This is a genomic window from Pseudomonas sp. L13, from assembly GCF_009935965.1.
Lineage (GTDB): Bacteria > Pseudomonadota > Gammaproteobacteria > Pseudomonadales > Pseudomonadaceae > Aquipseudomonas > Aquipseudomonas lactis.
The window spans coordinates 26,754-52,602 of the sequence record NZ_QODJ01000045.1 but is presented as its reverse complement, the minus strand read 5'-3'; the positions used below and the strand labels follow the sequence as shown (position 1 = coordinate 52,602).

Sequence of the window (25,849 nt, the reverse complement as noted above, 5' to 3'; positions counted from 1 at the left end):
GTAGGTCATCGTCAAGATTAAATTCCGAAACCCCAATTGCGAAAGCAGTTGGGGTTTTGTTTTGGGCGCTCGAAAAGCTTGTGGAGCGTTGATCAAGACTGATATCCAGCCTTTCTATGCAATGACCCTGCGCATGGCTATCATGCGTGCCTCATTCTGAGGCGATATGTGCATGCTGACGTTGTTGAAACTTCTGAAAGATGGTCAGTTCCATTCTGGAGAAGCGCTCGGCGCTGCCTTGGGCGTTAGTCGCAGTGCCGTGTGGAAGCAGCTTCAGCATCTTGAGGCAGAATTGAATCTCCCCATTCATAAGGTGCGGGGTCGCGGATATAGATTGGCTGCGCCATTGGTGTTTTTGAATGCGCAGGAGATTTCTCTGGGCACGACTTCCTTGGCTTGGCCCGTTCACATTTTCGACTCCGTTGATTCCACTAATGCTGAGGCTTTACGTCTTATCGGTGCGGGCAGTGCGGCTCCTTTTGTTGTGCTGGCGGAGCAGCAGACGGCCGGTAGGGGGCGACGAGGCCGCAAATGGGTCAGTCCATTTGCGCAAAACGTTTACTACAGCCTGGTATTGCGTATTGAAGGCGGTCTGCGGCAACTGGAAGGGCTGAGTCTGGTGGTGGGGCTGGCAGTCCTGCAGGCTCTGCGTGAGTCGGGTGTGCGGGGCGCAGCTTTGAAGTGGCCAAACGACGTCCTGGTTGGGCAAAAGAAAATCTCAGGCATCTTGCTTGAGTTGGTGGGAGATCCCGCAGATATCTGTCACGTTGTGCTAGGGATAGGTATCAATGTGAATATGCAGAAGGCTGTAGAGGTTGATCAGCAATGGACATCGATGCAGCTCGAGGCTGGCTCTCCTGTGGATCGTAATCACCTGGTGGCGCGTCTGGGTTTGCAACTACAAGCCTACCTGGACCGACACAAGGCTGCGGGTTTTGCAGGGTTGCAAGACGAATGGGAGCAGCATCACGCTTGGCAGGGGAAGTCCGTTTCGCTTATCGCGGGCGTCAATCAGATTGATGGAGTTGTGCTGGGCGTGGATCGTCAGGGCGCCTTGCGTTTGGATGTCGGTGGCGTTGAGAAAATATACAGCGGTGGTGAGTTAAGCCTGAGGTTGCGTGATGATTCTTGAGCTCGACTGTGGAAATAGCTTTATCAAATGGCGTGTTCTTGAGTTGAGTGAGGCAACTGTTCGCGCGGAAGGCATCGCAGGTTCGGATATCGCGCTGATCGATAGTTTGGTGGCTTTGCCTGGTCTATTGCTCACGCGTTGTCGGTTGGTGAGTGTTCGCGCGCTTGAGGAGACCGATAAGCTGATAGCTGCCTTGGTAGCGGCATTTGGCGTTGCTGTTTCCTGCGCCACCTCTGCTCAAGAAATGGGCGGAGTGCGCAATGGCTACGACGACTTCCAGCGCCTGGGGATGGATCGATGGCTGGCCATGCTAGGCGCGTTCAAGTTGGCGTCAGGTGCATGCTTGGTACTCGACTTTGGTACAGCGGCAACAGCAGATTTTATTGGTCCGGACGGTGGCCACCTGGGTGGGTTTATTTGCCCGGGTATGCCGCTTATGCGTAATCAACTGCGAACCCATACCCGCAAGATACGCTATGACGACGCGGCCGCTGAGCGGGCTCTGGAGCGTCTCTCTCCTGGTCGAACGACCGTAGAGGCTGTCGAGCGTGGTTGTACGCTCATGCTTAGAGGGTTCGTGCTGACACAGCTCGAGTTGGCGCGAGGCTATTGGGGGGAGGATTTCACGGTCTTCCTCACTGGGGGCGATGCCGACCTGGTCAGGGATGCTGCGCCTCAGGCTCGGCTGGTCCCGGACCTGGTGTTTGTTGGTTTGGCGATGGCGTGTCCTTTGTCTTGAGGTGATTATGCGCTGGCTGTTTTTGCTTTTACTGGTTCTCAATGTGTTCTATTACGTCTGGCATCAGCAAGAGGCGCCATTGCGGGCCAAGGATGTCACGCCCTTGAGTCTCCATCGGGGAGCGCAGCAAGACATTCGCCTCTTGAGTGAGTCGGCAGACACGGTGCCTCGGCGCGATCGAGTGAGGCCGGCCGAGGCGCAAAATACCTGCTTATACATCGGTGGTCTCTCGGATCGACGCCAAGCCTCCTCTCTCGAGCAGAGGCTCACGAGCCTGGACATCAAGGTCAAGGTCCAGTTGCTGAACGCACCGGACGCCTCGGGTTATTGGTTGCGCGTAGCCCCTGAGAGCCGTCGCCTGGCTGACGATCTGCCCTTTGAAAGCCTTGCTAATGAATTCAATGAGTTAAAACATAAAATAATGCTGTGTGAAGGCATTGCAACTCTCGAATAGTTTGCATAGAATGGCGCCCGCTTCGCAGTGAAGACCTTTAAGGGCTACAGTGCAAAGCTACCGTCAATGCAGCTAACCTCATAATTTAAATGAGAAAATGCTTGACAGAAGGTCGGCGTGATGTAAAATGCCGGCTCGCTTAGGAGGGGTTCCCGAGCGGCCAAAGGGATCAGACTGTAAATCTGACGTCTACGACTTCGAAGGTTCGAATCCTTCCCCCTCCACCATTTTTAGCGTGAGCTGCAAGCTCCGCGGGTATAGTTTAGTGGTAGAACCTCAGCCTTCCAAGCTGATGATGCGGGTTCGATTCCCGCTACCCGCTCCAAGTTTGCAGGTTGTGCAAGGTGTTTCGCTCTTGTAGCTCAGTTGGTAGAGCACACCCTTGGTAAGGGTGAGGTCAGCGGTTCAAATCCGCTCAAGAGCTCCATATAACAAGGCAGATATGAAAATATCTGCCTTTGTTTTAACAGCTGCCTCGGCTTGAATGTTGTTCAATGTTTCAGGTCTCGTGGGGTTGGTTGTTGTAAAGTCTTTTTCAGGCCTGCATAATGGTCGGCCTGATTTTGTTTTAGGTCAGTAGCTCAATTGGCAGAGCGACGGTCTCCAAAACCGTAGGTTGGGGGTTCGATTCCCTCCTGACCTGCCAGATTCACGTGGTGTGTCTGGCTTTCTTTTCACAGGATCTTCATAGATGACTCCTAAGGCTGAAGCTCAAAGCTCTCGTTTCGATCTGGTAAAGTGGCTCGCTGTAGTCGCCTTGGTGGTCGTAGGCGTTGTTGGCAATCAGTACTATTCTGCTTCGCCGATCCTGTACCGTGTACTCGCTTTGCTTGCCCTTGCTGCTGTAGCTGCCTTTGTAGGCCTGCAGACTGCCAAAGGCAAGTCCTTCGCGGTACTGGTTAAGGAGGCTCGCACCGAAATCCGTAAAGTCGTTTGGCCGACTCGCCAAGAAACCACGCAGACCACATTGATTGTCGTGGCTGTTGTTCTGGTTATGGCGTTGCTGTTGTGGGGGCTTGATTCCCTGCTCGGCTGGCTTGTTTCCTTGATTGTTGGCTAAGGGTGTCCCGTGGCTAAGCGTTGGTACGTTGTGCATGCTTACTCGGGTTACGAGAAGCATGTTATGCGCTCTTTGCTGGAGCGCGTAAAGCTGGCAGGCATGGAAGATGGCTTCGGCGAAATTCTGGTTCCCACTGAAGAAGTGGTTGAAATGCGGAATGGGCAGAAGCGCAAGAGCGAACGCAAGTTCTTCCCTGGCTACGTGCTGGTACAGATGGACATGAACGAAGGTACTTGGCACTTGGTCAAGGATACCCCTCGCGTCATGGGCTTCATTGGCGGTACTGCCGATAAGCCTGCTCCGATCACCGACAAAGAGGCGGAAGCAATTCTGCGTCGTGTTGCTGACGGTAGCGACAAGCCCAAGCCGAAGACGTTGTTCGAGCCGGGTGAGGTTGTTCGCGTTACAGACGGTCCGTTCGCTGATTTCAACGGTACGGTCGAAGAAGTTAACTACGAAAAGAGCCGGATCCAAGTGGCAGTGCTCATTTTCGGTCGCTCTACTCCGGTAGAGTTGGAGTTCAGCCAGGTCGAGAAGGTCTAGCTGGGCAAGCATCCCAACCCCGCAGCCTCGGCTGTGGGGTTTTGTCGTCACTGGGATAAACGCGCAAGTAACCGGGGAGCCTTTCGAGGCGTTTGAACCCGTAATTGGAGTGCCTCATGGCCAAGAAGATTACCGCTTACATCAAGCTGCAAGTGAAGGCCGCTCAGGCCAACCCTAGCCCACCCGTCGGTCCAGCTCTGGGTCAGCACGGCGTGAACATCATGGAATTCTGCAAGGCCTTCAACGCCCGTACTCAGGGTCTTGAGCCAGGTCTGCCGACTCCAGTGATCATCACTGTATACAGCGACCGTAGCTTCACCTTCGAAACCAAGTCGACCCCGGCTTCGGTTTTGCTGAAGAAAGCTGCCGGTCTGACTAGCGGTTCCGCTCGTCCTAACACCGTTAAGGTTGGCACTGTAACCCGTGCTCAGCTGGAAGAAATCGCGAAAACCAAAAACGCGGATCTGACTGCAGCTGATATGGATGCAGCCGTGCGTACCATCGCCGGTTCTGCTCGTAGCATGGGCCTTAACGTGGAGGGTGTGTAATGGCTAAGCTGACCAAGCGCCAAAAGGCTATCGCCGGCAAAATCGAAGCAGGCAAGTCCTACAACTTCGTAGACGCTGCTGCCCTGCTGACCGAGCTGTCGACTGTCAAGTTCAGCGAGTCTGTTGACGTTGCTGTAAACCTGGGTGTTGACCCACGTAAATCCGACCAGGTCGTTCGTAGCGCTACTGTGCTGCCACACGGTACTGGCAAGACTGTACGTGTTGCTGTCTTCACCCAAGGCCCAGCTGCTGAAGCTGCTCTGGCCGCTGGTGCTGATCGCGTTGGCATGGACGACCTGGCTGCCGAAATGAAAGGCGGCGACCTGAACTATGACGTCGTAATTGCTTCCCCGGATGCAATGCGCGTTGTAGGTCAGTTGGGTCAGATCCTCGGTCCACGTGGTCTGATGCCTAACCCTAAAGTCGGCACCGTAACCCCAGACGTAGCTACCGCGGTTAAAAACGCCAAGGCTGGTCAGGTTCGTTATCGCACCGACAAAAACGGCATCATTCACACCTCCGTTGGCAAAGTCGGCTTCGATGCCGTCAAGCTGAAGGAAAACGTTGAAGCCCTGATCGCTGATCTGAAGCGTATCAAGCCTGCTTCCTCGAAAGGTATCTACGTCAAGCGCGTTACCCTGAGCACCACTATGGGCCCAGGTCTGGTCATCGACCAAGGCTCGCTGGACGTATAAGACATAAATTGGCGCAAGTAATTGCGCCAATTGAAAGATTGGGGTCCCTGCCTGGCGGGGGCTATCCAAGACCGTAGGCGACGCAAGTCTTAAACCAACAAGCCTACGCAGATGGTGCTCCCGGTTCCTTACCGAATCAGACACCAAAACGACATCAGGCCTAGGCCAGATGAAACGGTAACAAGCAGGAGTTAAACCCGTGGCAATTAATCTCGAAGACAAGAAGGCCATCGTCGCTGAAGTCAACGAGGCTGCCAAAGCTGCTCTGTCCGCTGTCGTGGCTGATGCCCGTGGTGTGACAGTAGGCGCTATGACCGGACTCCGTAAAGAGGCTCGTGAAGCTGGCGTGTACGTACGTGTTGTACGTAACACCCTGCTCAAGCGCGCCGTTGCTGACACTGAATACAGTGTTCTCAACGACGTGTTCACCGGCCCGACTCTGATCGCGTTCTCTAAAGATCATCCAGGCGCTGCTGCCCGTTTGTTCAAAGAATTCGCCAAGAGTCAGGATAAGTTCGAGATCAAGGCAGCTGCGTTCGAGGGCAAGTTCCTCGCAGCTAACCAAATCGACGTACTGGCAACACTGCCGACCCGTAACGAAGCTATTTCGCAGCTGATGAGCGTGATTCAAGGCGCTACCAGCAAGCTGGCTCGTACTCTGGCTGCAGTTCGCGAGCAAAAAGAAGCTGCCGCAGCCTAAGGCTGAGCAAATTCTCTCGCGTATTTTTGTTTATTTCGATGGCCGCGTAGGCCGTCCCCCAATTCAGGAAATACAGCAATGTCTATCTCTCAAGACGATATCCTCAACGCCGTAGCTGAAATGTCGGTTCTGCAGGTTGTTGAGCTGATCAAAGCTTTCGAAGAAAAATTCGGCGTTTCCGCTGCCGCTGCTTCCGCTGGCCCAGCTGTTGCTGCTGTCGCTGCTGAAGAGCAAACCGAATTCAACGTCATGCTGCTGGAAGCTGGCGAGAAGAAAGTAAACGTGATCAAGGCAGTACGTGAACTGACCGGTCTGGGCCTGAAAGAAGCCAAGGCTGTAGTTGACGGCGCTCCTGCCCAGGTTCTGGAAGCTGTGTCGAAAGACGCCGCTGACAAAGCCAAAGCTACTCTGGAAGAAGCAGGCGCTAAAGTCGAGCTGAAGTAAGCATCGACCTTGCGTCTCCAGCCCAAGCGTTAAGCTGAAGGCTGATGGCTGGTGGCTCTTGCCACCGGCCTTTTTCCGTTCTTGGCTGTCGACTCGGTCGCCGCCATTAACGCGCTGTAGCCACCCGAAGCGGTGGTGCAAACCATGGGGTTTGCAAGATTTTCTGGCTGCTCCCGTCGGAGGGGCCAAACAAGCAGGTGACCAAGCTGGGGAACGCTGATGGCTTACTCATATACTGAGAAAAAACGTATCCGCAAGGACTTTAGCAAGTTGCCGGACGTCATGGATGTCCCGTACCTTCTGGCTATCCAGCTGGATTCGTATCGTGAATTCTTGCAGGCGGGAGCGACCAAAGATCAGTTCCGCGACGTGGGCCTGCATGCGGCCTTCAAATCCGTTTTCCCGATCATCAGCTACTCCGGCAATGCTGCGCTGGAGTACGTCGGTTATCGCCTGGGCGAACCGGCATTTGATGTCAAAGAATGCGTGTTGCGTGGCGTTACGTACGCCGTACCTTTGCGGGTAAAAGTCCGTCTGATCATTTTCGACAAAGAATCGTCGAACAAAGCGATCAAGGACATCAAAGAGCAAGAAGTCTACATGGGCGAAATCCCATTGATGACTGAAAACGGTACCTTCGTAATCAACGGTACCGAGCGTGTAATCGTTTCCCAGCTGCACCGTTCCCCGGGCGTGTTCTTCGACCACGACCGCGGCAAGACGCACAGCTCCGGCAAACTCCTGTACTCCGCGCGGATCATTCCGTACCGCGGTTCGTGGTTGGACTTCGAGTTCGACCCGAAAGACTGCGTGTTCGTGCGTATCGACCGTCGTCGCAAGCTGCCGGCCTCGGTATTGCTGCGCGCGCTCGGTTACACCACTGAGCAAGTGCTGGACGCTTTCTATACCACCAACGTATTCAGCCTGAAGGATGAAACCCTCAAGCTGGAGCTGATCGCTTCGCGTCTGCGTGGTGAAATTGCTGTCCTGGACATCCAGGACGAAAAAGGCAAGGTCATCGTTGAGGCTGGCCGTCGTATCACTGCGCGCCACATCAACCAGATCGAAAAAGCCGGTATCAAAGAGCTGGAAGTGCCACTGGACTACGTCCTGGGTCGCACTACCGCCAAGGTCATCGTTCACCCGGCTACAGGCGAAATCCTGGCTGAGTGCAACACCGAGCTGAACACCGAGATCCTGGCCAAGATCGCCAAGGCCCAGGTTGTTCGCATCGAGACCCTGTACACCAACGATATCGACTGCGGTCCGTTCATCTCCGACACACTGAAGATCGACTCCACCAGCAACCAATTGGAAGCGCTGGTCGAGATCTATCGCATGATGCGTCCTGGTGAGCCACCAACCAAAGACGCTGCCGAAACCCTGTTCAACAACCTGTTCTTCAGCCCTGAGCGCTATGACCTGTCTGCGGTCGGCCGGATGAAGTTCAACCGTCGTATCGGTCGTACCGAGATCGAAGGTTCGGGCGTGCTGTGCAAGGAAGACATCGTCGCGGTATTGAAGACCCTGGTCGACATCCGTAACGGCAAAGGCATCGTCGATGACATCGACCACCTGGGTAACCGTCGTGTTCGCTGCGTAGGCGAAATGGCCGAGAACCAGTTCCGCGTTGGCCTGGTACGTGTTGAGCGTGCGGTCAAAGAGCGTCTGTCGATGGCTGAAAGCGAAGGCCTGATGCCACAAGACCTGATCAACGCCAAGCCAGTGGCTGCGGCGGTGAAAGAGTTCTTCGGTTCCAGCCAGCTTTCCCAGTTCATGGACCAGAACAACCCGCTCTCCGAGATTACCCACAAGCGCCGTGTTTCTGCACTGGGCCCGGGCGGTCTGACCCGTGAGCGTGCTGGCTTTGAAGTTCGTGACGTACACCCGACGCACTACGGTCGTGTTTGCCCGATCGAAACGCCGGAAGGTCCGAACATCGGTCTGATCAACTCCCTGGCTGCCTATGCGCGCACCAACCAGTACGGCTTCCTCGAAAGCCCGTACCGTGTGGTGAAAGACGCCCTGGTCACCGACGAGATCGTATTCCTGTCCGCCATCGAAGAAGCTGATCACGTGATCGCTCAGGCTTCGGCCACGATGAACGACAAGAAAGTCCTGGTCGACGAGCTGGTAGCTGTTCGTCACTTGAACGAGTTCACCGTCAAGGCGCCGGAAGACGTCACCTTGATGGACGTTTCTCCGAAGCAGGTAGTTTCGGTTGCAGCGTCGCTGATCCCGTTCCTGGAACACGATGACGCCAACCGTGCGTTGATGGGTTCCAACATGCAGCGTCAAGCTGTACCGACCCTGCGTGCTGACAAGCCGCTGGTAGGTACCGGCATGGAGCGCAACGTAGCGCGTGACTCCGGCGTTTGCGTCGTGGCTCGTCGTGGCGGTGTGATCGATTCCGTTGATGCCAGTCGTATCGTGGTTCGTGTTGCCGATGACGAAGTAGAAACTGGCGAAGCCGGTGTCGACATCTACAACCTGACCAAATACACCCGCTCGAACCAGAATACCTGCATCAACCAGCGTCCGCTGGTAAGCAAGGGTGATCGCGTTCAGCGAAGCGACATCATGGCCGACGGCCCGTCCACCGACATGGGTGAACTGGCTCTGGGTCAGAACATGCGCATCGCGTTCATGGCATGGAACGGCTTCAACTTCGAAGACTCCATCTGCCTGTCCGAGCGTGTGGTTCAAGAAGACCGCTTCACCACGATCCACATTCAGGAACTGACCTGTGTGGCGCGTGATACCAAGCTTGGGCCTGAGGAAATCACTGCAGACATCCCGAACGTGGGTGAAGCTGCACTGAACAAGCTGGACGAAGCCGGTATCGTTTATGTAGGTGCTGAAGTTGGCGCTGGCGACATCCTGGTCGGTAAGGTCACTCCGAAAGGCGAGACCCAACTGACGCCGGAAGAGAAGCTGCTGCGTGCCATCTTCGGTGAAAAAGCCAGCGACGTTAAAGACACTTCCCTGCGTGTACCTACCGGTACCAAGGGTACTGTCATCGACGTACAGGTCTTCACCCGTGACGGCGTTGAGCGTGATGCTCGTGCACTGTCCATCGAGAAGACCCAACTCGACGAGATCCGCAAGGATCTGAACGAAGAGTTCCGTATCGTTGAAGGCGCGACCTTCGAACGTCTGCGTTCCGCTCTGGTAGGCCACAAGGCCGAAGGCGGCGCAGGCCTGAAGAAAGGTCAGGACATCACCGACGAAATCCTCGATGGTCTTGAGCACGGCCAGTGGTTCAAACTGCGCATGGCTGAAGATGCTCTGAACGAGCAGCTCGAGAAGGCCCAGGCCTATATCGTTGATCGCCGCCGTCTGCTGGACGACAAGTTCGAAGACAAGAAGCGCAAACTGCAGCAGGGCGATGACCTGGCTCCAGGCGTGCTGAAAATCGTCAAGGTTTACCTGGCAATCCGTCGCCGCATCCAGCCGGGCGACAAGATGGCCGGTCGTCACGGTAACAAGGGTGTGGTCTCCGTGATCATGCCGGTTGAAGACATGCCGCACGATGCCAATGGCACCCCGGTCGACGTCGTCCTCAACCCGTTGGGCGTACCTTCGCGTATGAACGTTGGTCAGATCCTTGAAACCCACCTGGGCCTCGCGGCCAAAGGTCTGGGCGAGAAGATCAACCGTATGATCGAAGAGCAGCGCAAGGTCGCAGACCTGCGTAAGTTCCTGCACGAGATCTACAACGAGATCGGCGGTCGCAACGAAGAGCTGGACACCTTCTCCGACCAGGAAATCCTGGATCTGGCGAAGAACCTGCGCGGCGGCGTTCCAATGGCTACCCCGGTGTTCGACGGTGCCAAGGAAAGCGAAATCAAGGCCATGCTGAAACTGGCAGACCTGCCAGAAAGCGGCCAGATGCAGCTGTTCGACGGCCGTACCGGCAACAAGTTCGAGCGCCCGGTTACTGTTGGCTACATGTACATGCTGAAGCTGAACCACTTGGTAGACGATAAGATGCACGCTCGTTCTACCGGTTCGTACAGCCTGGTTACCCAGCAGCCGCTGGGTGGTAAGGCTCAGTTCGGTGGTCAGCGTTTCGGGGAGATGGAGGTCTGGGCACTGGAAGCATACGGTGCTGCATACACTCTGCAAGAAATGCTCACAGTGAAGTCGGACGATGTGAACGGTCGTACCAAGATGTACAAAAACATCGTGGACGGCGATCACCGTATGGAGCCGGGCATGCCCGAGTCCTTCAACGTGTTGATCAAAGAAATTCGTTCCCTCGGCATCGATATCGATCTGGAAACCGAATAACACGTGACGCGAATCGAGAGCGGGGCTGTTTAGCCCGCTCTCTGCTCCGCCAGGAGGAAAGGCCTTGAAAGACCTACTGAATTTGCTGAAAAACCAGGGTCAAGTCGAAGAGTTCGACGCCATCCGTATTGGATTGGCATCGCCTGAGATGATCCGTTCGTGGTCGTTCGGTGAAGTTAAAAAGCCGGAAACCATCAACTACCGTACGTTCAAACCTGAGCGTGACGGCCTGTTCTGCGCCAAGATCTTTGGCCCGGTAAAGGATTACGAGTGCCTGTGCGGTAAGTACAAGCGCTTGAAGCACCGTGGTGTGATCTGCGAGAAGTGTGGCGTTGAAGTCGCACTGGCCAAGGTTCGTCGTGAGCGCATGGCGCACATCGAACTGGCTTCGCCGGTTGCCCACATCTGGTTCCTGAAATCGCTGCCGTCCCGTATCGGCTTGCTGATGGACATGACCCTGCGTGATATCGAACGTGTTCTCTACTTCGAGAGCTATGTCGTTATCGACCCAGGCATGACCACCCTTGAAAAAGGTCAGCTGCTGAACGACGAGCAGTACTTCGAAGCGCTGGAAGAGTTCGGCGACGATTTCGATGCCCGCATGGGTGCCGAAGCTGTCCGCGAACTGCTGCACGCTATCGACCTGGAACACGAGATTGGTCGCCTGCGCGAAGAGATTCCGCAAACCAACTCCGAAACCAAGATCAAGAAGCTGTCCAAGCGTCTGAAGTTGATGGAAGCCTTCCAGGGTTCCGGCAACTTGCCAGAGTGGATGGTGCTGACCGTTCTGCCGGTTCTGCCGCCAGACCTGCGTCCGCTGGTACCGTTGGACGGTGGTCGTTTCGCGACGTCCGACCTCAACGACCTGTACCGCCGCGTGATCAACCGTAACAACCGCTTGAAGCGCCTGCTTGATCTGTCCGCTCCGGACATCATCGTGCGCAACGAAAAGCGTATGTTGCAAGAAGCGGTCGATGCCCTGCTCGACAACGGTCGTCGTGGCCGTGCTATCACCGGTTCGAACAAGCGTCCTCTGAAATCCCTGGCTGACATGATCAAGGGTAAGCAAGGTCGTTTCCGTCAGAACTTGCTCGGTAAGCGTGTTGACTACTCCGGTCGTTCGGTAATTACCGTAGGCCCGACCCTGCGTCTGCACCAGTGCGGTCTGCCTAAGAAGATGGCACTGGAGCTGTTCAAGCCGTTCATCTTCGGCAAGCTGGAAATGCGCGGTCTCGCGACCACCATCAAAGCGGCCAAGAAAATGGTCGAGCGCGAACTGCCAGAGGTTTGGGACGTTCTCGCTGAAGTGATTCGCGAACACCCGGTTCTCCTCAACCGTGCACCGACCCTTCACCGTCTGGGTATCCAGGCGTTTGAACCGGTACTGATCGAAGGTAAGGCTATCCAGCTGCACCCTCTGGTCTGTGCTGCGTACAACGCCGACTTCGACGGCGACCAAATGGCCGTGCACGTACCGCTGACACTGGAAGCCCAGTTGGAAGCGCGCGCGTTGATGATGTCGACCAACAACATTCTGTCGCCAGCCAACGGTGAGCCAATCATCGTTCCGTCGCAGGACGTTGTATTGGGTCTGTACTACATGACCCGTGAAGCGATCAACGCCAAAGGCGAAGGTCGTGTGTTCGCTGACCTGCAGGAAGTTGACCGTGTGTTCCGTGCCGGCGAAGCCGCACTGCACGCCAAGGTCAAGGTGCGAATCCACGAAACCGTCAACGACCGTGACGGCGGCAGCGTGAGCAACACCCGTATCGTCGACACCACTGTCGGCCGTGCGCTGTTGTACCAGGTTGTGCCAAAAGGTCTGTCGTACGACGTCGTCAACCTGCCGATGAAGAAAAAGGCGATCTCCAAGCTGATCAACCAGTGCTACCGCGTGGTTGGTTTGAAAGAGACCGTTATCTTCGCTGACCAGTTGATGTACACAGGTTTCGCTTACTCGACTATCTCCGGCGTTTCCATCGGCGTTAACGACTTCGTTATCCCGGATGAAAAAGCTCGCATCATCAGTGCTGCCACTGACGAAGTGAAAGAGATCGAGAGCCAGTACGCCTCCGGCCTGGTAACCCAGGGCGAGAAGTACAACAAGGTGATCGACCTTTGGTCCAAGGCGAACGACGAAGTTTCCAAGGCGATGATGGCCAACCTCTCGAAAGAGAAAGTCATCGACCGTCACGGCGACGAAGTGGACCAGGAATCCTTCAACTCGATGTACATGATGGCCGACTCGGGTGCGCGGGGTTCTGCTGCGCAGATCCGTCAGCTCGCCGGTATGCGTGGCCTGATGGCCAAGCCGGACGGCTCCATCATCGAAACGCCGATTACTGCGAACTTCCGTGAAGGTTTGAGCGTACTCCAGTACTTCATCTCCACTCACGGTGCTCGTAAGGGTCTTGCGGATACCGCGTTGAAAACCGCTAACTCCGGTTACCTGACTCGTCGTCTGGTAGACGTTGCACAAGATCTGGTTGTAACCGAGATCGATTGCGGCACCGAGCACGGCCTGCTGATGACTCCGCACATTGAAGGCGGTGACGTTGTAGAGCCACTGGGTGAGCGCGTATTGGGTCGTGTGATTGCCCGTGATGTGTTCAAGCCAGGTACCGAGGAAGTTATCGTTCCTGCCGGCACCCTGGTTGACGAGAAGTGGGTCGAGTTCATCGAACTCAACAGCATCGACGAAGTGATCGTTCGCTCGCCGATCAGCTGCGAAACCCGCTACGGCATCTGCGCCAAGTGCTATGGCCGTGACTTGGCTCGTGGTCACCAGGTGAACATCGGTGAAGCGGTCGGCGTTATCGCTGCCCAGTCCATCGGTGAGCCGGGTACCCAGCTGACCATGCGTACGTTCCACATCGGTGGTGCGGCAAGCCGGACCTCCGCAGCCGACAGCGTTCAGGTGAAGAATGGCGGTACCGTCCGCCTGCACAACCTCAAGCATGTTGAGCGAGTGGATGGCCACCTGGTTGCTGTGTCCCGTTCCGGTGAGCTGGCCATTGCTGATGACTACGGTCGTGAGCGTGAGCGTTACAAGCTGCCGTACGGTGCTGTGATTTCGGTTAAAGAAGGTGACAAGGTCGACGCTGGCGCAATCGTGGCCAAGTGGGATCCGCACACTCACCCAATCGTTACCGAAATGAAAGGTACCGTGACCTACGTGGGCATGGAAGAAGGCATCACGATCAAGCGTCAGACTGACGAATTGACCGGTATGACCAACATTGAAGTACTCGACGCCAAAGATCGTCCAGCTGCCGGTAAAGACATCCGTCCTGCCGTGAAGATGGTCGATGACAACGGCAAGGATCTGTTGCTGCCAGGTACTGACGTAATCGCTCAGTACTTCCTGCCAGCCAACGCCCTGGTCGGTGTAGCGGATGGTGCGAAGATCGCGATCGGTGATGTTATCGCGCGTATCCCGCAAGAAACTTCGAAGACCCGTGACATCACCGGTGGTCTGCCGCGTGTTGCCGACTTGTTCGAAGCTCGTCGTCCGAAAGAAGCGTCGATTCTGGCTGAAGTCAGCGGCACCATCGCGTTCGGTAAAGAGACCAAGGGCAAGCGCCGTCTGGTCATTACTCCGAACGACGGTAGCGATCCGTACGAAGAGCTGATTCCGAAGTGGCGTCACCTGAACGTGTTCGAAGGCGAACAGGTAAACCGCGGCGAAGTTATCTCCGACGGCCCGAGCGATCCACACGACATCCTGCGTCTGCTGGGTGTAAGTGCGCTGGCCAAGTACATCGTCAACGAGATCCAGGACGTTTACCGTCTGCAAGGCGTGAAGATCAACGACAAGCACATCGAGACCATCCTGCGTCAGATGCTGCGTAAAGTTGAAATCGCTGAATCCGGCGATTCCAGTTTCATCAAAGGCGACCAGATGGAACTGACTCACGTACTGGTAGAAAACGAGCGCCTGGCGAACGAAGAGAAATTTGTCTCCAAGTTCACTCGCGTGTTGCTGGGTATCACCAAGGCGTCGTTGTCCACTGAGTCGTTCATCTCGGCGGCCTCCTTCCAGGAGACCACTCGCGTACTGACCGAAGCAGCGGTAACCGGCAAGCGCGATTACCTGCGCGGCCTGAAAGAAAACGTAGTCGTGGGTCGTCTGATCCCGGCAGGTACCGGTTTGGCTTACCACAGCGAGCGTAAGCGTCGCCGTGATGCTGACAAGCCGCTGCGCGTAAGCGCCAGTGAAGTGGAAGCTGCACTGACCGAAGCGCTGAACTCAAGCGGTAACTGAGTTCTGCGATAGATGAGTCTGGGCCCTGACACTCCCATTCGTCGGATCGAGGCATTTTTGCCCCGGTTCGACGCGAGGGGAGGTCGGGGCCTTGCCTTGACTGGGGACAAGATCCTCTTTAGACTCTTGTACCCCTAAATTTGGCGGGAATTCGTTCCTGCCATTTTGCTTTTCTTGCAAGACAATAGCGTCGCAAGACAACAGTGGAGCTAGTAGATGGCAACTATCAACCAGCTGGTACGTCAGCCGCGTAAGCGTATCGTCGAGAAATCCGACGTACCTGCGCTGCAGAACTGCCCGCAACGTCGTGGCGTATGCACCCGTGTGTATACCACCACGCCGAAAAAACCTAACTCGGCACTGCGTAAAGTATGCCGTGTGCGTCTGACCAACGGTTTCGAGGTTTCCTCGTACATCGGCGGTGAAGGCCACAACCTGCAAGAGCACAGCGTGGTACTGATCCGCGGCGGTCGTGTAAAAGACTTGCCAGGTGTTCGTTATCACACCGTACGCGGTTCTTTGGATACTTCCGGCGTTAAAGGTCGTAACCAGGGTCGTTCGAAGTACGGTACCAAGAAGCCTAAGTAGTAGCGGCTTTTTGTAAACCTGAATCATCTTATTTTCTGAGTCGATAAGAGTAAGGTCGGAGGCGTCCCGAAAGGGCACCGATTCCGAGCGAACCTGAAGACCGTTTGAGGGCTTATCCATGCCAAGAAGACGCGTAGCAGCCAAGCGCGAAGTGCTTGACGATCCAAAATACGGAAGCCAAATTCTGGCCAAGTTCATGAACCACGTGATGGAGAGCGGCAAGAAAGCCGTTGCCGAGCGTATCGTTTATGGCGCGCTGGAAAAGGTTAAAGAACGCAAGAACAGCGACCCCCTGGAAATCTTCGAGAAAGCTCTCGACGCCATCGCTCCGCTGGTCGAAGTGAAGTCGCGCCGTGTAGGCGGTGCTACTTACCAGGTTCCGGTTGAAGTTCGCCCGTCCCGTCGTAACGCTCTGGCAATGCGCTGGTTGGTAGACTTCGCCCGTAAGCGCGGCGAGAAGTCTATGGCCCTGCGTTTGGCCGGCGAACTGTTGGACGCTGCTGAAGGTAAAGGTGCTGCTGTTAAGAAGCGTGAAGACGTGCACCGTATGGCTGAAGCCAACAAAGCTTTCTCGCACTACCGCTTCTAATTTTAGCTTCACTAATTTTGCGAGGGCTTTATGGCTCGTACTACTCCGATTAGCCGCTACCGTAACATCGGTATCGTCGCTCACGTGGATGCTGGTAAAACCACCACCACCGAGCGCGTACTGTTTTACACCGGCAAAAGTCACAAAATGGGCGAGGTGCATGACGGCGCCGCGACCACAGACTGGATGGTTCAGGAGCAGGAGCGTGGTATTACCATTACTTCTGCTGCTATTACCGCCTTCTGGAAAGGTTCCGAGAAGCAGTACAAAGACGAGCATCGCTTCAACGTAATCGATACCCCGGGCCACGTAGACTTCACCATTGAAGTTGAACGTTCCCTGCGCGTACTCGACGGCGCTGTCGTTGTGTTCTGCGGCACCTCGGGTGTTGAGCCTCAGTCGGAAACCGTATGGCGTCAAGCCAACAAGTACGGCGTTCCACGTCTTGTTTATGTAAACAAGATGGACCGTGCTGGTGCCAACTTCCTGCGCGTGATCGGTCAGATCAAGCAGCGTCTGGGTCACACTCCGGTGCCTATCCAGTTGGCTATCGGTTCCGAAGACAACTTCCAGGGTCAGATCGATCTGATCAACATGGAAGCTGTTTACTGGAATGATTCCGACAAAGGTATGGTTCCTGTTCGTAAGCCGATCCCTGAAGAGCTTCAGGAACTGGCTGACGAGTGGCGCAACAACATGGTTGAGGCTGCTGCCGAAGCCAGCGAAGAGCTGATGAACAAGTACCTCGAAGGTGAAGAGCTCACCAACGTGGAAATCAAGGCCGCTCTGCGTCAGCGTACTATCGCTGGTGAGATCGTCTTGGCTGTTTGCGGTTCCTCGTTCAAGAACAAGGGTGTTCCCCTGGTTCTCGACGCCGTTATCGACTACCTGCCTGCTCCAACCGACATTCCTGCTATCAAGGGTTCCAACCCTGATAACGAGGAAGAAGAAATGGAGCGTCACGCCGATGACAACGAGCCGTTCTCGGCTCTGGCGTTCAAGATCGCTACCGACCCATTCGTGGGTACCTTGACCTTCGTCCGCGTTTACTCGGGCGTGTTGGCCTCCGGCGACGGCGTGATCAACTCGGTTAAAGGCAAGAAAGAGCGCGTGGGTCGTATGGTGCAAATGCACGCAAACGCCCGTGAAGAGATCAAGGAAGTACGCGCTGGTGACATCGCGGCCCTGATCGGCATGAAGGACGTCACCACTGGTGAGACTTTGTGCGACGCTGCCAAGCCAATCATCCTGGTTCGCATGGACTTCCCGGAGCCGGTTATTTCGGTTGCCGTGGAGCCTAAGACCAAGGATGACCAGGAAAAAATGGGTATCGCTCTGGGCAAGCTTGCTCAGGAAGATCCATCTTTCCGCGTCAAGACTGATGAAGAGACTGGTCAAACGATCATCTCCGGCATGGGCGAGCTGCACCTGGACATCCTGGTTGACCGGATGCGCCGTGAGTTCAACGTCGAAGCCAACATCGGTAAGCCTCAGGTTTCCTATCGTGAGCGCATCACGAAGAACTGTGAAATCGAAGGCAAGTTCGTTCGTCAGTCCGGCGGTCGTGGTCAGTTCGGTCACTGCTGGATCCGTTTTGCTCCTGCTGACGAAGGTCAGGAAGGTCTGCAATTCGTGAACGAAGTAGTAGGCGGTGTTGTTCCTAAGGAATACATCCCTGCTATCCAGAAGGGTATCGAAGAGCAGATGAAGAACGGTGTTGTTGCCGGCTATCCGCTGATCGGCCTGAAAGCAACCGTTTTTGACGGTTCTTACCACGACGTCGACTCCAACGAGATGGCGTTTAAGGTGGCTGCTTCCATGGCAACCAAGCAACTGGCCCAGAAGGGCGGTGGTGAGTTGCTTGAGCCAATCATGGCGGTAGAAGTTGTTACACCTGAAGACTATATGGGTGATGTCATGGGCGACCTTAACCGTCGTCGCGGCATGATCTTGGGTATGGAAGACACGGTTTCCGGCAAAGTGATTCGCGCCGAGGTTCCGTTGGGCGAGATGTTCGGTTATGCGACCGACGTTCGTTCCATGTCCCAGGGTCGCGCAAGCTACTCTATGGAATTCAAAAAATACAACACAGCTCCGGCGCACATCGCTGAAACTGTATCCAAAAAACAAGGCTGATTCAGTCCTTTAGGCAAGGAGTTAATTGTCGTGGCTAAAGAAAAATTTGATCGTTCCCTACCGCACGTCAACGTTGGCACCATCGGTCACGTTGACCACGGTAAAACCACTCTGACTGCTGCTCTGACTCGCGTTTGCTCCGAAGTATTCGGTTCCGCAATCGTTGATTTCGATAAAATCGACAGCGCGCCAGAAGAGAAAGCTCGTGGTATCACCATCAACACCGCGCACGTTGAATACAACTCGCTGATCCGTCACTACGCTCACGTTGACTGCCCAGGTCACGCTGACTATGTGAAGAACATGATCACCGGTGCTGCCCAGATGGACGGCGCAATCCTGGTTTGCTCGGCCGCTGATGGTCCGATGCCACAAACCCGTGAGCACATCCTGCTGTCCCGTCAGGTTGGCGTTCCGTACATCGTGGTTTACCTGAACAAGGCTGACCTGGTAGACGACGCTGAGCTGCTGGAACTGGTTGAGATGGAAGTGCGCGATCTGCTGAGCACTTACGACTTCCCAGGTGACGACACTCCGATCATCATCGGTTCTGCTCGTATGGCTCTGGAAGGCAAAGACGATAACGAAATGGGCACCACGTCCGTTCGTAAACTGGTTGAGACTCTGGACAGCTACATCCCAGATCCAGTCCGTGTTATCGACAAGCCGTTCCTGATGCCAATCGAAGACGTATTCTCGATCTCTGGTCGCGGTACTGTTGTAACTGGTCGTATCGAGCGCGGTATCGTCAAGGTACAAGATCCACTGGAAATCGTTGGTCTGCGTGACACTACCGTCACCACCTGCACCGGTGTTGAAATGTTCCGTAAGCTGCTCGACGAAGGTCGTGCTGGCGAGAACTGCGGCGTTCTGCTGCGTGGTACCAAGCGTGACGACGTTGAGCGTGGCCAGGTTCTGGTCAAGCCAGGTTCGGTTAAGCCGCACACCAAGTTCGAAGCTGAAGTGTACGTGCTGAGCAAAGAAGAAGGCGGTCGTCACACTCCGTTCTTCAAAGGCTACCGTCCACAGTTCTACTTCCGTACTACTGACGTGACTGGTAACTGCGAACTGCCGGAAGGCGTAGAAATGGTAATGCCAGGCGACAACATCAAAATGGTTGTCACCCTGATCAAAACCATCGCTATGGAAGACGGTCTGCGTTTCGCAATCCGTGAAGGCGGCCGTACCGTTGGTGCTGGCGTTGTAGCTAAAATCATCGAGTAATCTCTCTTTTGAGTGAGCTTTGATGTTTTGAGAAAGCCCCCGCTTAGCGGGGGCTTTTTTATTGGGTTGACACCTATCTAGGGCGTCTATAGAATTGCGCCTCCTTTTAACGGGCGTATTGCGCCCGGTGGGAATAGCAGCCGGAGTCTGAAATCCAATGCAAAATCAGCAAATCCGTATCAGGTTGAAGGCTTTTGACCATCGCCTGATCGACCAATCCACCCAGGAAATCGTGGAAACCGCGAAACGTACTGGTGCTCAAGTGCGTGGTCCAATTCCACTGCCTACCCGTAAAGAGCGGTTCACCGTTCTGGTCTCCCCGCACGTCAACAAAGACGCGCGTGACCAGTACGAGATCCGTACTCATAAGCGCGTACTGGACATCGTCCAGCCAACGGATAAAACCGTTGATGCACTTATGAAGCTCGATCTGGCGGCCGGTGTGGAAGTACAGATCAGCCTCGGCTAAGACTTGGGTCTTAGTCGTGTAACGCTCTGAAATGGGCGGCCATAGCGGGTGAAAGCCCCGTACACTCATGAGGTTTACAACATGACTATTGGTGTAGTCGGTCGTAAATGCGGTATGACCCGTATTTTCACCGAAGAAGGTGTCTCCATTCCGGTCACGGTCATTGAGATCGAACCGAATCGCGTCACCCAGTTCAAAACTGAAGAAACCGATGGCTATCGTGCAGTGCAAGTCACTGTCGGCGAGCGTCGTGCTTCGCGCGTGACTGCTGCTCAAGCAGGTCACTTCGCTAAAGCAAACGTTGCAGCTGGTCGTACCGTCATGGAGTTCCGTCTTGAAGACGGCGACTACCAGGCTGGCGATCTGATCAACGCTGAAATCTTCGCCGCTGGTCAACTGGTCGATGTGACCGGTCAGTCCAAAGGTAAAGGCTTCCAGGGTACGATCAAGCGTTGGAATTTCCGTGGTCAAGACAACACTCACGGTAACTCCGTTTCCCACCGCGTCCCGGGCTCTATTGGCCAGTGCCAGACTCCTGGTCGTGTATTCAAGGGCAAAAAAATGTCCGGTCATATGGGCGCTGAGCGCGTGACCGTGCAGTCCCTCGAAGTAGTGCGCGTCGACGCTGAACGCAATCTGTTGTTGGTCAAGGGTGCTGTTCCTGGCGCTACTGGCGGCAACCTGGTTGTACGTCCAGCGGCCAAGGCTCGCGGTTAAGGGGAAGCTGACATGCAATTAAATGTAAATGACGCTCAAGCGATCGAAGTTTCCGAACTGACATTTGGCGGCGAATTCAACGAGACGCTCGTTCACCAAGCAGTCGTGGCCTACATGGCCGGCGGCCGTCAAGGTAGCAAGCAGCAAAAGACCCGTTCCGACGTACGTGGTGGCGGTAAGCGCCCTTGGCGTCAGAAAGGCACTGGCCGTGCTCGTGCCGGTACTATCCGTAGCCCAATCTGGCGTGGCGGCGGTACCACTTTCGCAGCTCGTCCACAGGATCACTCTCAGAAGCTCAACAAGAAGATGTACCGCGCAGCACTGCGCTCCATCCTTGCTGAACTCGTGCGTACTGATCGTCTGGTCGTGGTTCAGGACTTCGCTGTTGAAAGTCCAAAAACCAAAGATCTGCTGGGCAAACTGAACAACATGAGCCTGACCGACGTTTTGATCGTGTCCGAAGCTGTTGATCAGAACCTGTACCTGGCTGCTCGCAACCTGCCACACGTTGATGTACGTGACGTGCAAGGTTCCGATCCAGTTAGTCTGATCGCATACGACAAGGTGTTGATCACCGTGTCGGCCGTGAAGAAATTCGAGGAGCTGCTGGGATGAACCAGGAACGCGTATTTAAAGTTCTGCTTGGCCCGCACGTTTCCGAAAAGGCTACGGTTCTGGCTGACAAGAAAGGCCAGTTCGTTTTCAAGGTTGCAACTGACGCAACCAAGCTGGAAATCAAGAAGGCCGTCGAAAGCCTGTTCAGCGTGAAAGTAGAGCGTGTTACTACCCTGAATGTTCTGGGTAAGAGCAAGCGCACTGCTCGCGGTCTGGGCAAGCGTAATGACTGGAAGAAGGCAGTTATCTCCCTTCAGCCAGGCCAAGATCTCGATTTCAGCAGCAGTGCTGAGTAAGGAAGGGGTGCATCATGGCAATCGTTAAATGCAAACCGACTTCCCCTGGCCGCCGTTTTGTGGTCAAGGTGGTCAACCAGGAGCTGCATAAAGGCGCTCCTCACGCACCGCTGCTCGAGAAAAAATCGAAGTCTGGTGGTCGTAACAACAATGGTCGCATTACCACTCGTCACATCGGTGGTGGCCATAAGCAGCATTATCGTCTGGTCGACTTCCGTCGCAACGACAAAGATGGCATCGCTGCCACTGTCGAGCGTATCGAATACGATCCAAACCGTACTGCTCACATCGCTCTGCTGCTGTACGCAGATGGCGAGCGTCGCTACATCATCGCCCCTAAAGGCGTGAGTGCTGGCGACCAGCTGATCGCAGGTGCTCTGGCACCGATCAAGCCGGGCAACGCTCTGCAACTGCGTAACATTCCAGTTGGTAGCACCGTACACGGCATCGAATTGAAGCCAGGTAAAGGCGCACAGATCGCTCGTTCCGCTGGTGCTTCGGCTCAGCTGATCGCTCGTGAAGGTGTCTACGTGACCCTGCGTCTGCGTTCTGGTGAGATGCGTAAAGTACTGGCTGAATGCCGTGCGACCCTGGGCGAAGTCTCGAACTCCGAGCACAGCCTGCGTTCGTTGGGTAAAGCTGGTGCCAAACGCTGGCGTGGCGTTCGCCCAACCGTTCGTGGTGTTGCCATGAACCCGGTTGACCACCCACACGGTGGTGGTGAAGGTCGTACCTCTGGTGGTCGTCATCCGGTATCGCCATGGGGCTTCCCGACTAAGGGCGCGAAGACTCGTGGTAATAAGCGTACCGACAAAATGATCGTCCGTCGTCGCAAGTAAATAGAGGGATACGACAGTGCCACGTTCTCTGAAAAAAGGTCCTTTTATTGATCTTCACCTACTGAAGAAGATCGAAGTGGCGGCGGAAAAGAACGATCGCAAACCAGTTAAAACCTGGTCGCGTCGTTCGATGATCCTGCCACAAATGGTCGGTCTGACCATCGCAGTACACAACGGTCGTCAACACGTCCCAGTTCTCGTTAACGAAGACATGGTCGGCCACAAACTGGGCGAGTTTGCCGGTACCCGCACTTATCGTGGGCACGTGGCAGACAAGAAAGCCAAGCGTTAAGGGGTTAGGAAATGGAAGTAGCCGCTAAGTTGTCGGGCGCTCGAATCTCCGCCCAGAAAGCCCGCTTGGTCGCCGACCAGATCCGCGGGAAGAAGGTGGGCGAAGCGCTCAACCTGTTGGCTTTCAGCAGTAAGAAAGCCGCCGAGATCATGAAGAAAGTGCTGGAGTCGGCCGTAGCCAACGCCGAGCATAACGAAGGCGCAGACGTTGATGACCTGAAGGTCAGCACCGTTTTCGTCAACGAAGGGCGTTCGCTGAAGCGCATCATGCCACGTGCCAAAGGCCGTGCTGATCGCATCGTCAAGCGGTCTTGCCATATCACTGTCAAGGTTGCTGACAAGTAACGGAGTCGAAGAGATGGGTCAGAAAGTACATCCCATTGGCATTCGCCTGGGAATCGTCAAGGAGCACACCTCCGTCTGGTACGCAGACGGTCGGACTTATGCGGACTACTTGTTCGCTGATCTGAAGGTGCGTGAGTATCTCCAAGACAAACTAAAAAGCGCGTCCGTAAGCCGTATCGATATCCATCGTCCGGCCCAAACTGCACGTATCACCATCCACACCGCTCGTCCAGGTATCGTTATCGGGAAGAAAGGTGAAGATGTTGAGAAACTGCGTCAGGACCTGACCAAGCAAATGGGTGTGCCTGTGCACATCAATATCGAAGAGATCCGCAAGCCGGAGCTCGACGGTATGCTGGTTGCGCAGAGCGTAGCTCAGCAGCTGGAGCGTCGCGTAATGTTCCGTCGCGCTATGAAGCGCGCCGTACAGAACGCCATGCGCATTGGTGCCAAAGGCATCAAAATCCAAGTGAGCGGTCGTCTCGGCGGTGCTGAAATCGCACGTACTGAATGGTATCGCGAAGGTCGTGTGCCACTGCACACCCTGCGTGCCGACATCGACTATGCCAACTACGAAGCTCACACCACTTACGGTGTGATCGGTGTAAAGGTTTGGATCTTCAAAGGCGAAGTAATTGGTGGTCGCCAAGAAGAACTGAAACCACAAGCACCAGCGCCTCGTAAAAAAGCTGCTAAGTAAGGGGTACGCCAAATGTTGCAACCTAAGCGTACGAAGTTCCGCAAGCAGATGACAGGCCACAACCGTGGTCTGGCTCAGCGCGGTAGCAAAGTCAGCTTCGGCGAGTTCGCGCTGAAGTCTGTAGCTCGTGGTCGTCTCACCGCTCGTCAGATCGAGTCAGCGCGTCGTGCTCTGACCCGTCACGTAAAACGTGGCGGCAAGATCTGGATCCGTGTATTCCCGGACAAGCCGATCTCCAAAAAACCTCTCGAGGTTCGGATGGGTAAAGGTAAGGGTAACGTGGAATACTGGGTAGCCCAGATTCAGCCAGGCAAAGTCCTGTATGAAATCGAGGGTGTTTCTGAAGAGCTGGCGCGTGAGGCTTTCGCCCTGGCTGCTGCAAAGCTGCCGCTCGCCACCTCCTTTGTTAAACGGACGGTGATGTGATGAAAGCGAATGAACTTCGTGAAAAATCCGCACAGCAGCTGAACGAGCAACTGCTCGGCCTGCTGCGCGACCAGTTCAATCTGCGTATGCAGAAAGCAACTGGCCAGTTGGGGCAGTCTCATCTGCTCTCGCAAGTTAAGCGTGACATCGCTCGCGTGAAGACTGTGCTCAACCAGCAGGCAGGTAAGTGATCATGGCTGAAGCCGAAAAGACTGTCCGTACGCTGACTGGCCGTGTTGTCAGCGACAAGATGGACAAAACCATCACCGTTTTGATCGAGCGTCGCGTTAAGCACCCGATCTACGGTAAATATGTTAAGCGTTCGACTAAGCTGCACGCGCACGACGAAACCAATCAGTGCCACATCGGCGACAAGGTCACTATTCGTGAAACTCGTCCGATGGCCAAGACCAAGTCTTGGGCACTGGTTGATGTTCTCGAACGCGCTGTGGAAGTCTAAGGACTAGGGGTCGGAGAAATTATATGATTCAGACTCAATCCATGCTCGATGTGGCCGATAACAGCGGCGCTCGCCGTGTTATGTGCATCAAGGTGCTGGGTGGCTCCCATCGTCGTTACGCTGGTATCGGTGACATCATCAAGGTTACCGTGAAGGAAGCAATTCCTCGCGGTAAGGTGAAAAAAGGCCAAGTGATGACTGCTGTTGTAGTCCGCACTCGTCACGGCGTACGTCGTGCTGATGGCTCCATTATCCGCTTTGATGGCAACGCTGCTGTTCTTCTGAACAACAAGCAAGAGCCGATCGGCACCCGTATCTTTGGGCCAGTGACCCGTGAACTTCGTACTGAGAAGTTCATGAAGATCGTCTCGCTCGCCCCAGAAGTGCTGTAAGGAGATCCGACATGCAAAAGATTCGTCGTGACGACGAGATCATCGTGATCGCCGGCAAAGACAAAGGTAAGCGCGGTAAGGTGCTTAAGGTTCTCGCTAATAACCGTCTGGTTATCGGTGGTCTGAACCTGGTCAAGCGTCATACCAAGCCTAACCCGATGTCGGGCGTGCAGGGCGGTATCGTCGAGAAAGAAGCTCCGCTGGATGCTTCTAACGTCGCCATCTTCAACGGCGAAACCAACAAGGCTGACCGCGTTGGTTTCAAAGTAGAAGACGGTAAGAAAATTCGTGTCTTCAAGTCGACCCAAAAAGCGGTTGATGCTTGAACACTGCTAGGTAGATTAGACCATGGCACGACTACAAGAGATTTACCGGAAGGAAATCGCCCCTAAGCTTAAGGAAGAACTTAAGCTCGGGAACGTGATGGAAGTTCCGCGCGTCACCAAAATCACCCTGAACATGGGTCTGGGCGAAGCGATCGGCGACAAAAAAGTCATCGAGCACGCTGTTGCCGACCTGGAAAAGATCACCGGTCAGAAAGTCGTTGTGACTTACGCTCGGAAATCCATCGCTGGCTTTAAAGTCCGTGAAGGTTGGCCGATCGGCGTCAAAGTGACTCTGCGCCGTGAGCGTATGTACGAATTCCTGGATCGTCTGCTGTCGATCTCCCTGCCTCGGGTCCGCGACTTCCGCGGCCTGAATGCCAAGTCCTTCGATGGTCGTGGTAACTACAGCATGGGCGTGAAAGAGCAGATCATCTTCCCGGAAATCGACTACGACAAGATCGATGCTCTCCGCGGTCTGGACATCACCCTGACCACCACTGCCAAGAACGATGATGAAGGTCGCGCCCTGTTGCGTGCTTTCAAATTCCCGTTCCGCAACTGATT

29 protein-coding genes and 4 tRNA genes are annotated in these 25,849 nt (G+C 55.0%); all 33 read left to right on the top strand.

The annotated features are described in order from the left end of the window. Positions 1 to 172: 172 nt before the first annotated feature. The 33 genes from birA to rplE all read left to right on the top strand — a co-directional run bounded on the left by birA (position 173) and on the right by rplE (position 25,847). Positions 173 to 1,132 carry a bifunctional biotin--[acetyl-CoA-carboxylase] ligase/biotin operon repressor BirA gene (gene birA / locus DK871_RS20695; RefSeq protein ID WP_161906433.1) on the top strand — a complete coding sequence of 320 codons (960 nt, stop codon included), beginning with the start codon at positions 173 to 175 and terminating at the stop codon, positions 1,130 to 1,132. After that, positions 1,122 to 1,871, top strand: coding sequence for a pantothenate kinase (locus DK871_RS20690; protein WP_047711899.1), 750 nt, complete (start codon positions 1,122 to 1,124; stop codon positions 1,869 to 1,871). Before birA ends, DK871_RS20690 begins: the two co-directional genes overlap by 11 nt. 7 nt (positions 1,872 to 1,878) lie before the next feature. Beyond that, the gene (locus DK871_RS20685) at positions 1,879 to 2,325 is read left to right on the top strand and encodes a hypothetical protein (RefSeq protein ID WP_161906432.1); all 447 of its coding nucleotides are present in this window, start codon (positions 1,879 to 1,881) and stop codon (positions 2,323 to 2,325) included. A 142-nt stretch (positions 2,326 to 2,467) separates the two neighbouring features. After that, positions 2,468 to 2,552 (top strand) — tRNA-Tyr (locus DK871_RS20680). A gap of 24 nt (positions 2,553 to 2,576) precedes the next feature. Next, positions 2,577 to 2,650 (top strand) — tRNA-Gly (locus tag DK871_RS20675). A 26-nt stretch (positions 2,651 to 2,676) separates the two neighbouring features. Next, positions 2,677 to 2,752, top strand: a tRNA-Thr gene (locus DK871_RS20670). A gap of 143 nt (positions 2,753 to 2,895) precedes the next feature. Continuing rightward, positions 2,896 to 2,971: transfer RNA gene (locus tag DK871_RS20665), tRNA-Trp, on the top strand. Positions 2,972 to 3,016: 45 nt separating this feature from the next. Then, positions 3,017 to 3,385 (top strand): preprotein translocase subunit SecE, encoded by a 369-nt coding sequence (secE, locus tag DK871_RS20660; protein ID WP_003194658.1) that lies wholly within the window; start codon positions 3,017 to 3,019, stop codon positions 3,383 to 3,385. Positions 3,386 to 3,394: 9 nt separating this feature from the next. Further along, complete coding sequence (gene nusG, locus DK871_RS20655; RefSeq protein WP_003176436.1) at positions 3,395 to 3,928, top strand: transcription termination/antitermination protein NusG; 534 nt, start codon at positions 3,395 to 3,397, stop codon at positions 3,926 to 3,928. Between the two features lie 116 nt (positions 3,929 to 4,044). Then, on the top strand, positions 4,045 to 4,476 hold the full coding sequence (gene rplK / locus DK871_RS20650; protein ID WP_003176435.1) for a 50S ribosomal protein L11: 432 nt from the start codon (positions 4,045 to 4,047) through the stop codon (positions 4,474 to 4,476). Beyond that, positions 4,476 to 5,171: a 50S ribosomal protein L1 gene (gene rplA, locus DK871_RS20645; RefSeq protein ID WP_003176434.1), complete on the top strand. Its 696-nt coding sequence runs from the start codon at positions 4,476 to 4,478 to the stop codon at positions 5,169 to 5,171. The genes rplK and rplA overlap by 1 nt, the downstream gene beginning before the upstream one ends. Before the next feature lie 199 nt (positions 5,172 to 5,370). After that, positions 5,371 to 5,871, top strand: coding sequence for a 50S ribosomal protein L10 (rplJ, locus tag DK871_RS20640; RefSeq protein ID WP_003176433.1), 501 nt, complete (start codon positions 5,371 to 5,373; stop codon positions 5,869 to 5,871). 78 nt (positions 5,872 to 5,949) lie between these two features. Further along, complete coding sequence (gene rplL, locus DK871_RS20635; RefSeq protein ID WP_003176432.1) at positions 5,950 to 6,315, top strand: 50S ribosomal protein L7/L12; 366 nt, start codon at positions 5,950 to 5,952, stop codon at positions 6,313 to 6,315. Positions 6,316 to 6,534: 219 nt separating this feature from the next. After that, positions 6,535 to 10,608, top strand: coding sequence for a DNA-directed RNA polymerase subunit beta (gene rpoB, locus DK871_RS20630; protein ID WP_010206926.1), 4,074 nt, complete (start codon positions 6,535 to 6,537; stop codon positions 10,606 to 10,608). Between the two features lie 64 nt (positions 10,609 to 10,672). After that, positions 10,673 to 14,872 carry a DNA-directed RNA polymerase subunit beta' gene (gene rpoC / locus DK871_RS20625; RefSeq protein WP_003194653.1) on the top strand — a complete coding sequence of 1,400 codons (4,200 nt, stop codon included), beginning with the start codon at positions 10,673 to 10,675 and terminating at the stop codon, positions 14,870 to 14,872. 216 nt (positions 14,873 to 15,088) lie between these two features. Continuing rightward, entirely contained in the window at positions 15,089 to 15,460 is a 372-nt protein-coding gene (gene rpsL, locus DK871_RS20620) for a 30S ribosomal protein S12 (protein ID WP_002555494.1), read from the top strand. Positions 15,461 to 15,578: 118 nt separating this feature from the next. Next, positions 15,579 to 16,049, top strand: a complete 471-nt coding sequence (gene rpsG / locus DK871_RS20615; protein WP_002555493.1) for a 30S ribosomal protein S7 — start codon at positions 15,579 to 15,581, stop codon at positions 16,047 to 16,049. A 30-nt stretch (positions 16,050 to 16,079) separates the two neighbouring features. Then, positions 16,080 to 18,185, top strand: a complete 2,106-nt coding sequence (fusA, locus tag DK871_RS20610) for an elongation factor G (protein WP_003194651.1) — start codon at positions 16,080 to 16,082, stop codon at positions 18,183 to 18,185. A gap of 30 nt (positions 18,186 to 18,215) precedes the next feature. Further along, a complete protein-coding gene (tuf, locus tag DK871_RS20605) occupies positions 18,216 to 19,409 on the top strand; it encodes an elongation factor Tu (protein ID WP_003176426.1) in 1,194 nt (397 codons plus the stop codon). Between the two features lie 157 nt (positions 19,410 to 19,566). Continuing rightward, on the top strand, positions 19,567 to 19,878 hold the full coding sequence (gene rpsJ / locus DK871_RS20600; RefSeq protein ID WP_003186070.1) for a 30S ribosomal protein S10: 312 nt from the start codon (positions 19,567 to 19,569) through the stop codon (positions 19,876 to 19,878). Between the two features lie 81 nt (positions 19,879 to 19,959). Then, the gene (gene rplC, locus DK871_RS20595; RefSeq protein ID WP_003194649.1) at positions 19,960 to 20,595 is read left to right on the top strand and encodes a 50S ribosomal protein L3; all 636 of its coding nucleotides are present in this window, start codon (positions 19,960 to 19,962) and stop codon (positions 20,593 to 20,595) included. 12 nt (positions 20,596 to 20,607) lie between these two features. Beyond that, positions 20,608 to 21,210: a 50S ribosomal protein L4 gene (rplD, locus tag DK871_RS20590; RefSeq protein ID WP_003176424.1), complete on the top strand. Its 603-nt coding sequence runs from the start codon at positions 20,608 to 20,610 to the stop codon at positions 21,208 to 21,210. Further along, a complete protein-coding gene (gene rplW, locus DK871_RS20585; RefSeq protein WP_002555488.1) occupies positions 21,207 to 21,506 on the top strand; it encodes a 50S ribosomal protein L23 in 300 nt (99 codons plus the stop codon). The genes rplD and rplW overlap by 4 nt, the downstream gene beginning before the upstream one ends. Positions 21,507 to 21,520: 14 nt before the next feature. After that, the gene (gene rplB / locus DK871_RS20580; protein ID WP_003186055.1) at positions 21,521 to 22,345 is read left to right on the top strand and encodes a 50S ribosomal protein L2; all 825 of its coding nucleotides are present in this window, start codon (positions 21,521 to 21,523) and stop codon (positions 22,343 to 22,345) included. Between the two features lie 16 nt (positions 22,346 to 22,361). Then, a complete protein-coding gene (gene rpsS / locus DK871_RS20575; protein WP_002555486.1) occupies positions 22,362 to 22,637 on the top strand; it encodes a 30S ribosomal protein S19 in 276 nt (91 codons plus the stop codon). 11 nt (positions 22,638 to 22,648) lie between these two features. Next, entirely contained in the window at positions 22,649 to 22,981 is a 333-nt protein-coding gene (gene rplV, locus DK871_RS20570) for a 50S ribosomal protein L22 (RefSeq protein ID WP_003103908.1), read from the top strand. A gap of 13 nt (positions 22,982 to 22,994) precedes the next feature. Then, positions 22,995 to 23,681, top strand: a complete 687-nt coding sequence (rpsC, locus tag DK871_RS20565) for a 30S ribosomal protein S3 (RefSeq protein WP_003176422.1) — start codon at positions 22,995 to 22,997, stop codon at positions 23,679 to 23,681. Positions 23,682 to 23,693: 12 nt separating this feature from the next. Then, positions 23,694 to 24,107: a 50S ribosomal protein L16 gene (gene rplP / locus DK871_RS20560; RefSeq protein ID WP_003176421.1), complete on the top strand. Its 414-nt coding sequence runs from the start codon at positions 23,694 to 23,696 to the stop codon at positions 24,105 to 24,107. Then, complete coding sequence (gene rpmC / locus DK871_RS20555; protein ID WP_002555481.1) at positions 24,107 to 24,298, top strand: 50S ribosomal protein L29; 192 nt, start codon at positions 24,107 to 24,109, stop codon at positions 24,296 to 24,298. The genes rplP and rpmC overlap by 1 nt, the downstream gene beginning before the upstream one ends. Positions 24,299 to 24,300: 2 nt before the next feature. Continuing rightward, entirely contained in the window at positions 24,301 to 24,567 is a 267-nt protein-coding gene (gene rpsQ, locus DK871_RS20550) for a 30S ribosomal protein S17 (RefSeq protein WP_003194644.1), read from the top strand. Between the two features lie 23 nt (positions 24,568 to 24,590). After that, on the top strand, positions 24,591 to 24,959 hold the full coding sequence (gene rplN, locus DK871_RS20545; protein ID WP_002555479.1) for a 50S ribosomal protein L14: 369 nt from the start codon (positions 24,591 to 24,593) through the stop codon (positions 24,957 to 24,959). An 11-nt stretch (positions 24,960 to 24,970) separates the two neighbouring features. Continuing rightward, on the top strand, positions 24,971 to 25,285 hold the full coding sequence (gene rplX, locus DK871_RS20540; protein WP_003176416.1) for a 50S ribosomal protein L24: 315 nt from the start codon (positions 24,971 to 24,973) through the stop codon (positions 25,283 to 25,285). A gap of 22 nt (positions 25,286 to 25,307) precedes the next feature. Beyond that, complete coding sequence (rplE, locus tag DK871_RS20535) at positions 25,308 to 25,847, top strand: 50S ribosomal protein L5 (RefSeq protein ID WP_003194642.1); 540 nt, start codon at positions 25,308 to 25,310, stop codon at positions 25,845 to 25,847. The last annotated feature ends 2 nt before the right edge of the window (positions 25,848 to 25,849 follow it).

What these genes read in the sequence shown, in the direction of transcription:
- birA (WP_161906433.1), top strand. Translation starts at nt 173, where the DNA reads ATGCTGACGTTGTTGAAACTTCTGAAAGATGGTCAGTTCCATTCTGGA.
- DK871_RS20690 (WP_047711899.1), top strand. Translation starts at nt 1,122, where the DNA reads ATGATTCTTGAGCTCGACTGTGGAAATAGCTTTATCAAATGGCGTGTT.
- DK871_RS20685 (WP_161906432.1), top strand. Translation starts at nt 1,879, where the DNA reads ATGCGCTGGCTGTTTTTGCTTTTACTGGTTCTCAATGTGTTCTATTAC.
- secE (WP_003194658.1), top strand. Translation starts at nt 3,017, where the DNA reads ATGACTCCTAAGGCTGAAGCTCAAAGCTCTCGTTTCGATCTGGTAAAG.
- rplK (WP_003176435.1), top strand. Translation starts at nt 4,045, where the DNA reads ATGGCCAAGAAGATTACCGCTTACATCAAGCTGCAAGTGAAGGCCGCT.
- rplA (WP_003176434.1), top strand. Translation starts at nt 4,476, where the DNA reads ATGGCTAAGCTGACCAAGCGCCAAAAGGCTATCGCCGGCAAAATCGAA.
- rplL (WP_003176432.1), top strand. Translation starts at nt 5,950, where the DNA reads ATGTCTATCTCTCAAGACGATATCCTCAACGCCGTAGCTGAAATGTCG.
- rpoB (WP_010206926.1), top strand. Translation starts at nt 6,535, where the DNA reads ATGGCTTACTCATATACTGAGAAAAAACGTATCCGCAAGGACTTTAGC.
- rpsL (WP_002555494.1), top strand. Translation starts at nt 15,089, where the DNA reads ATGGCAACTATCAACCAGCTGGTACGTCAGCCGCGTAAGCGTATCGTC.
- rpsG (WP_002555493.1), top strand. Translation starts at nt 15,579, where the DNA reads ATGCCAAGAAGACGCGTAGCAGCCAAGCGCGAAGTGCTTGACGATCCA.
- fusA (WP_003194651.1), top strand. Translation starts at nt 16,080, where the DNA reads ATGGCTCGTACTACTCCGATTAGCCGCTACCGTAACATCGGTATCGTC.
- rpsJ (WP_003186070.1), top strand. Translation starts at nt 19,567, where the DNA reads ATGCAAAATCAGCAAATCCGTATCAGGTTGAAGGCTTTTGACCATCGC.
- rplC (WP_003194649.1), top strand. Translation starts at nt 19,960, where the DNA reads ATGACTATTGGTGTAGTCGGTCGTAAATGCGGTATGACCCGTATTTTC.
- rplD (WP_003176424.1), top strand. Translation starts at nt 20,608, where the DNA reads ATGCAATTAAATGTAAATGACGCTCAAGCGATCGAAGTTTCCGAACTG.
- rplW (WP_002555488.1), top strand. Translation starts at nt 21,207, where the DNA reads ATGAACCAGGAACGCGTATTTAAAGTTCTGCTTGGCCCGCACGTTTCC.
- rplB (WP_003186055.1), top strand. Translation starts at nt 21,521, where the DNA reads ATGGCAATCGTTAAATGCAAACCGACTTCCCCTGGCCGCCGTTTTGTG.
- rplV (WP_003103908.1), top strand. Translation starts at nt 22,649, where the DNA reads ATGGAAGTAGCCGCTAAGTTGTCGGGCGCTCGAATCTCCGCCCAGAAA.
- rpsC (WP_003176422.1), top strand. Translation starts at nt 22,995, where the DNA reads ATGGGTCAGAAAGTACATCCCATTGGCATTCGCCTGGGAATCGTCAAG.
- rplP (WP_003176421.1), top strand. Translation starts at nt 23,694, where the DNA reads ATGTTGCAACCTAAGCGTACGAAGTTCCGCAAGCAGATGACAGGCCAC.
- rpmC (WP_002555481.1), top strand. Translation starts at nt 24,107, where the DNA reads ATGAAAGCGAATGAACTTCGTGAAAAATCCGCACAGCAGCTGAACGAG.
- rpsQ (WP_003194644.1), top strand. Translation starts at nt 24,301, where the DNA reads ATGGCTGAAGCCGAAAAGACTGTCCGTACGCTGACTGGCCGTGTTGTC.
- rplN (WP_002555479.1), top strand. Translation starts at nt 24,591, where the DNA reads ATGATTCAGACTCAATCCATGCTCGATGTGGCCGATAACAGCGGCGCT.
- rplX (WP_003176416.1), top strand. Translation starts at nt 24,971, where the DNA reads ATGCAAAAGATTCGTCGTGACGACGAGATCATCGTGATCGCCGGCAAA.
- rplE (WP_003194642.1), top strand. Translation starts at nt 25,308, where the DNA reads ATGGCACGACTACAAGAGATTTACCGGAAGGAAATCGCCCCTAAGCTT.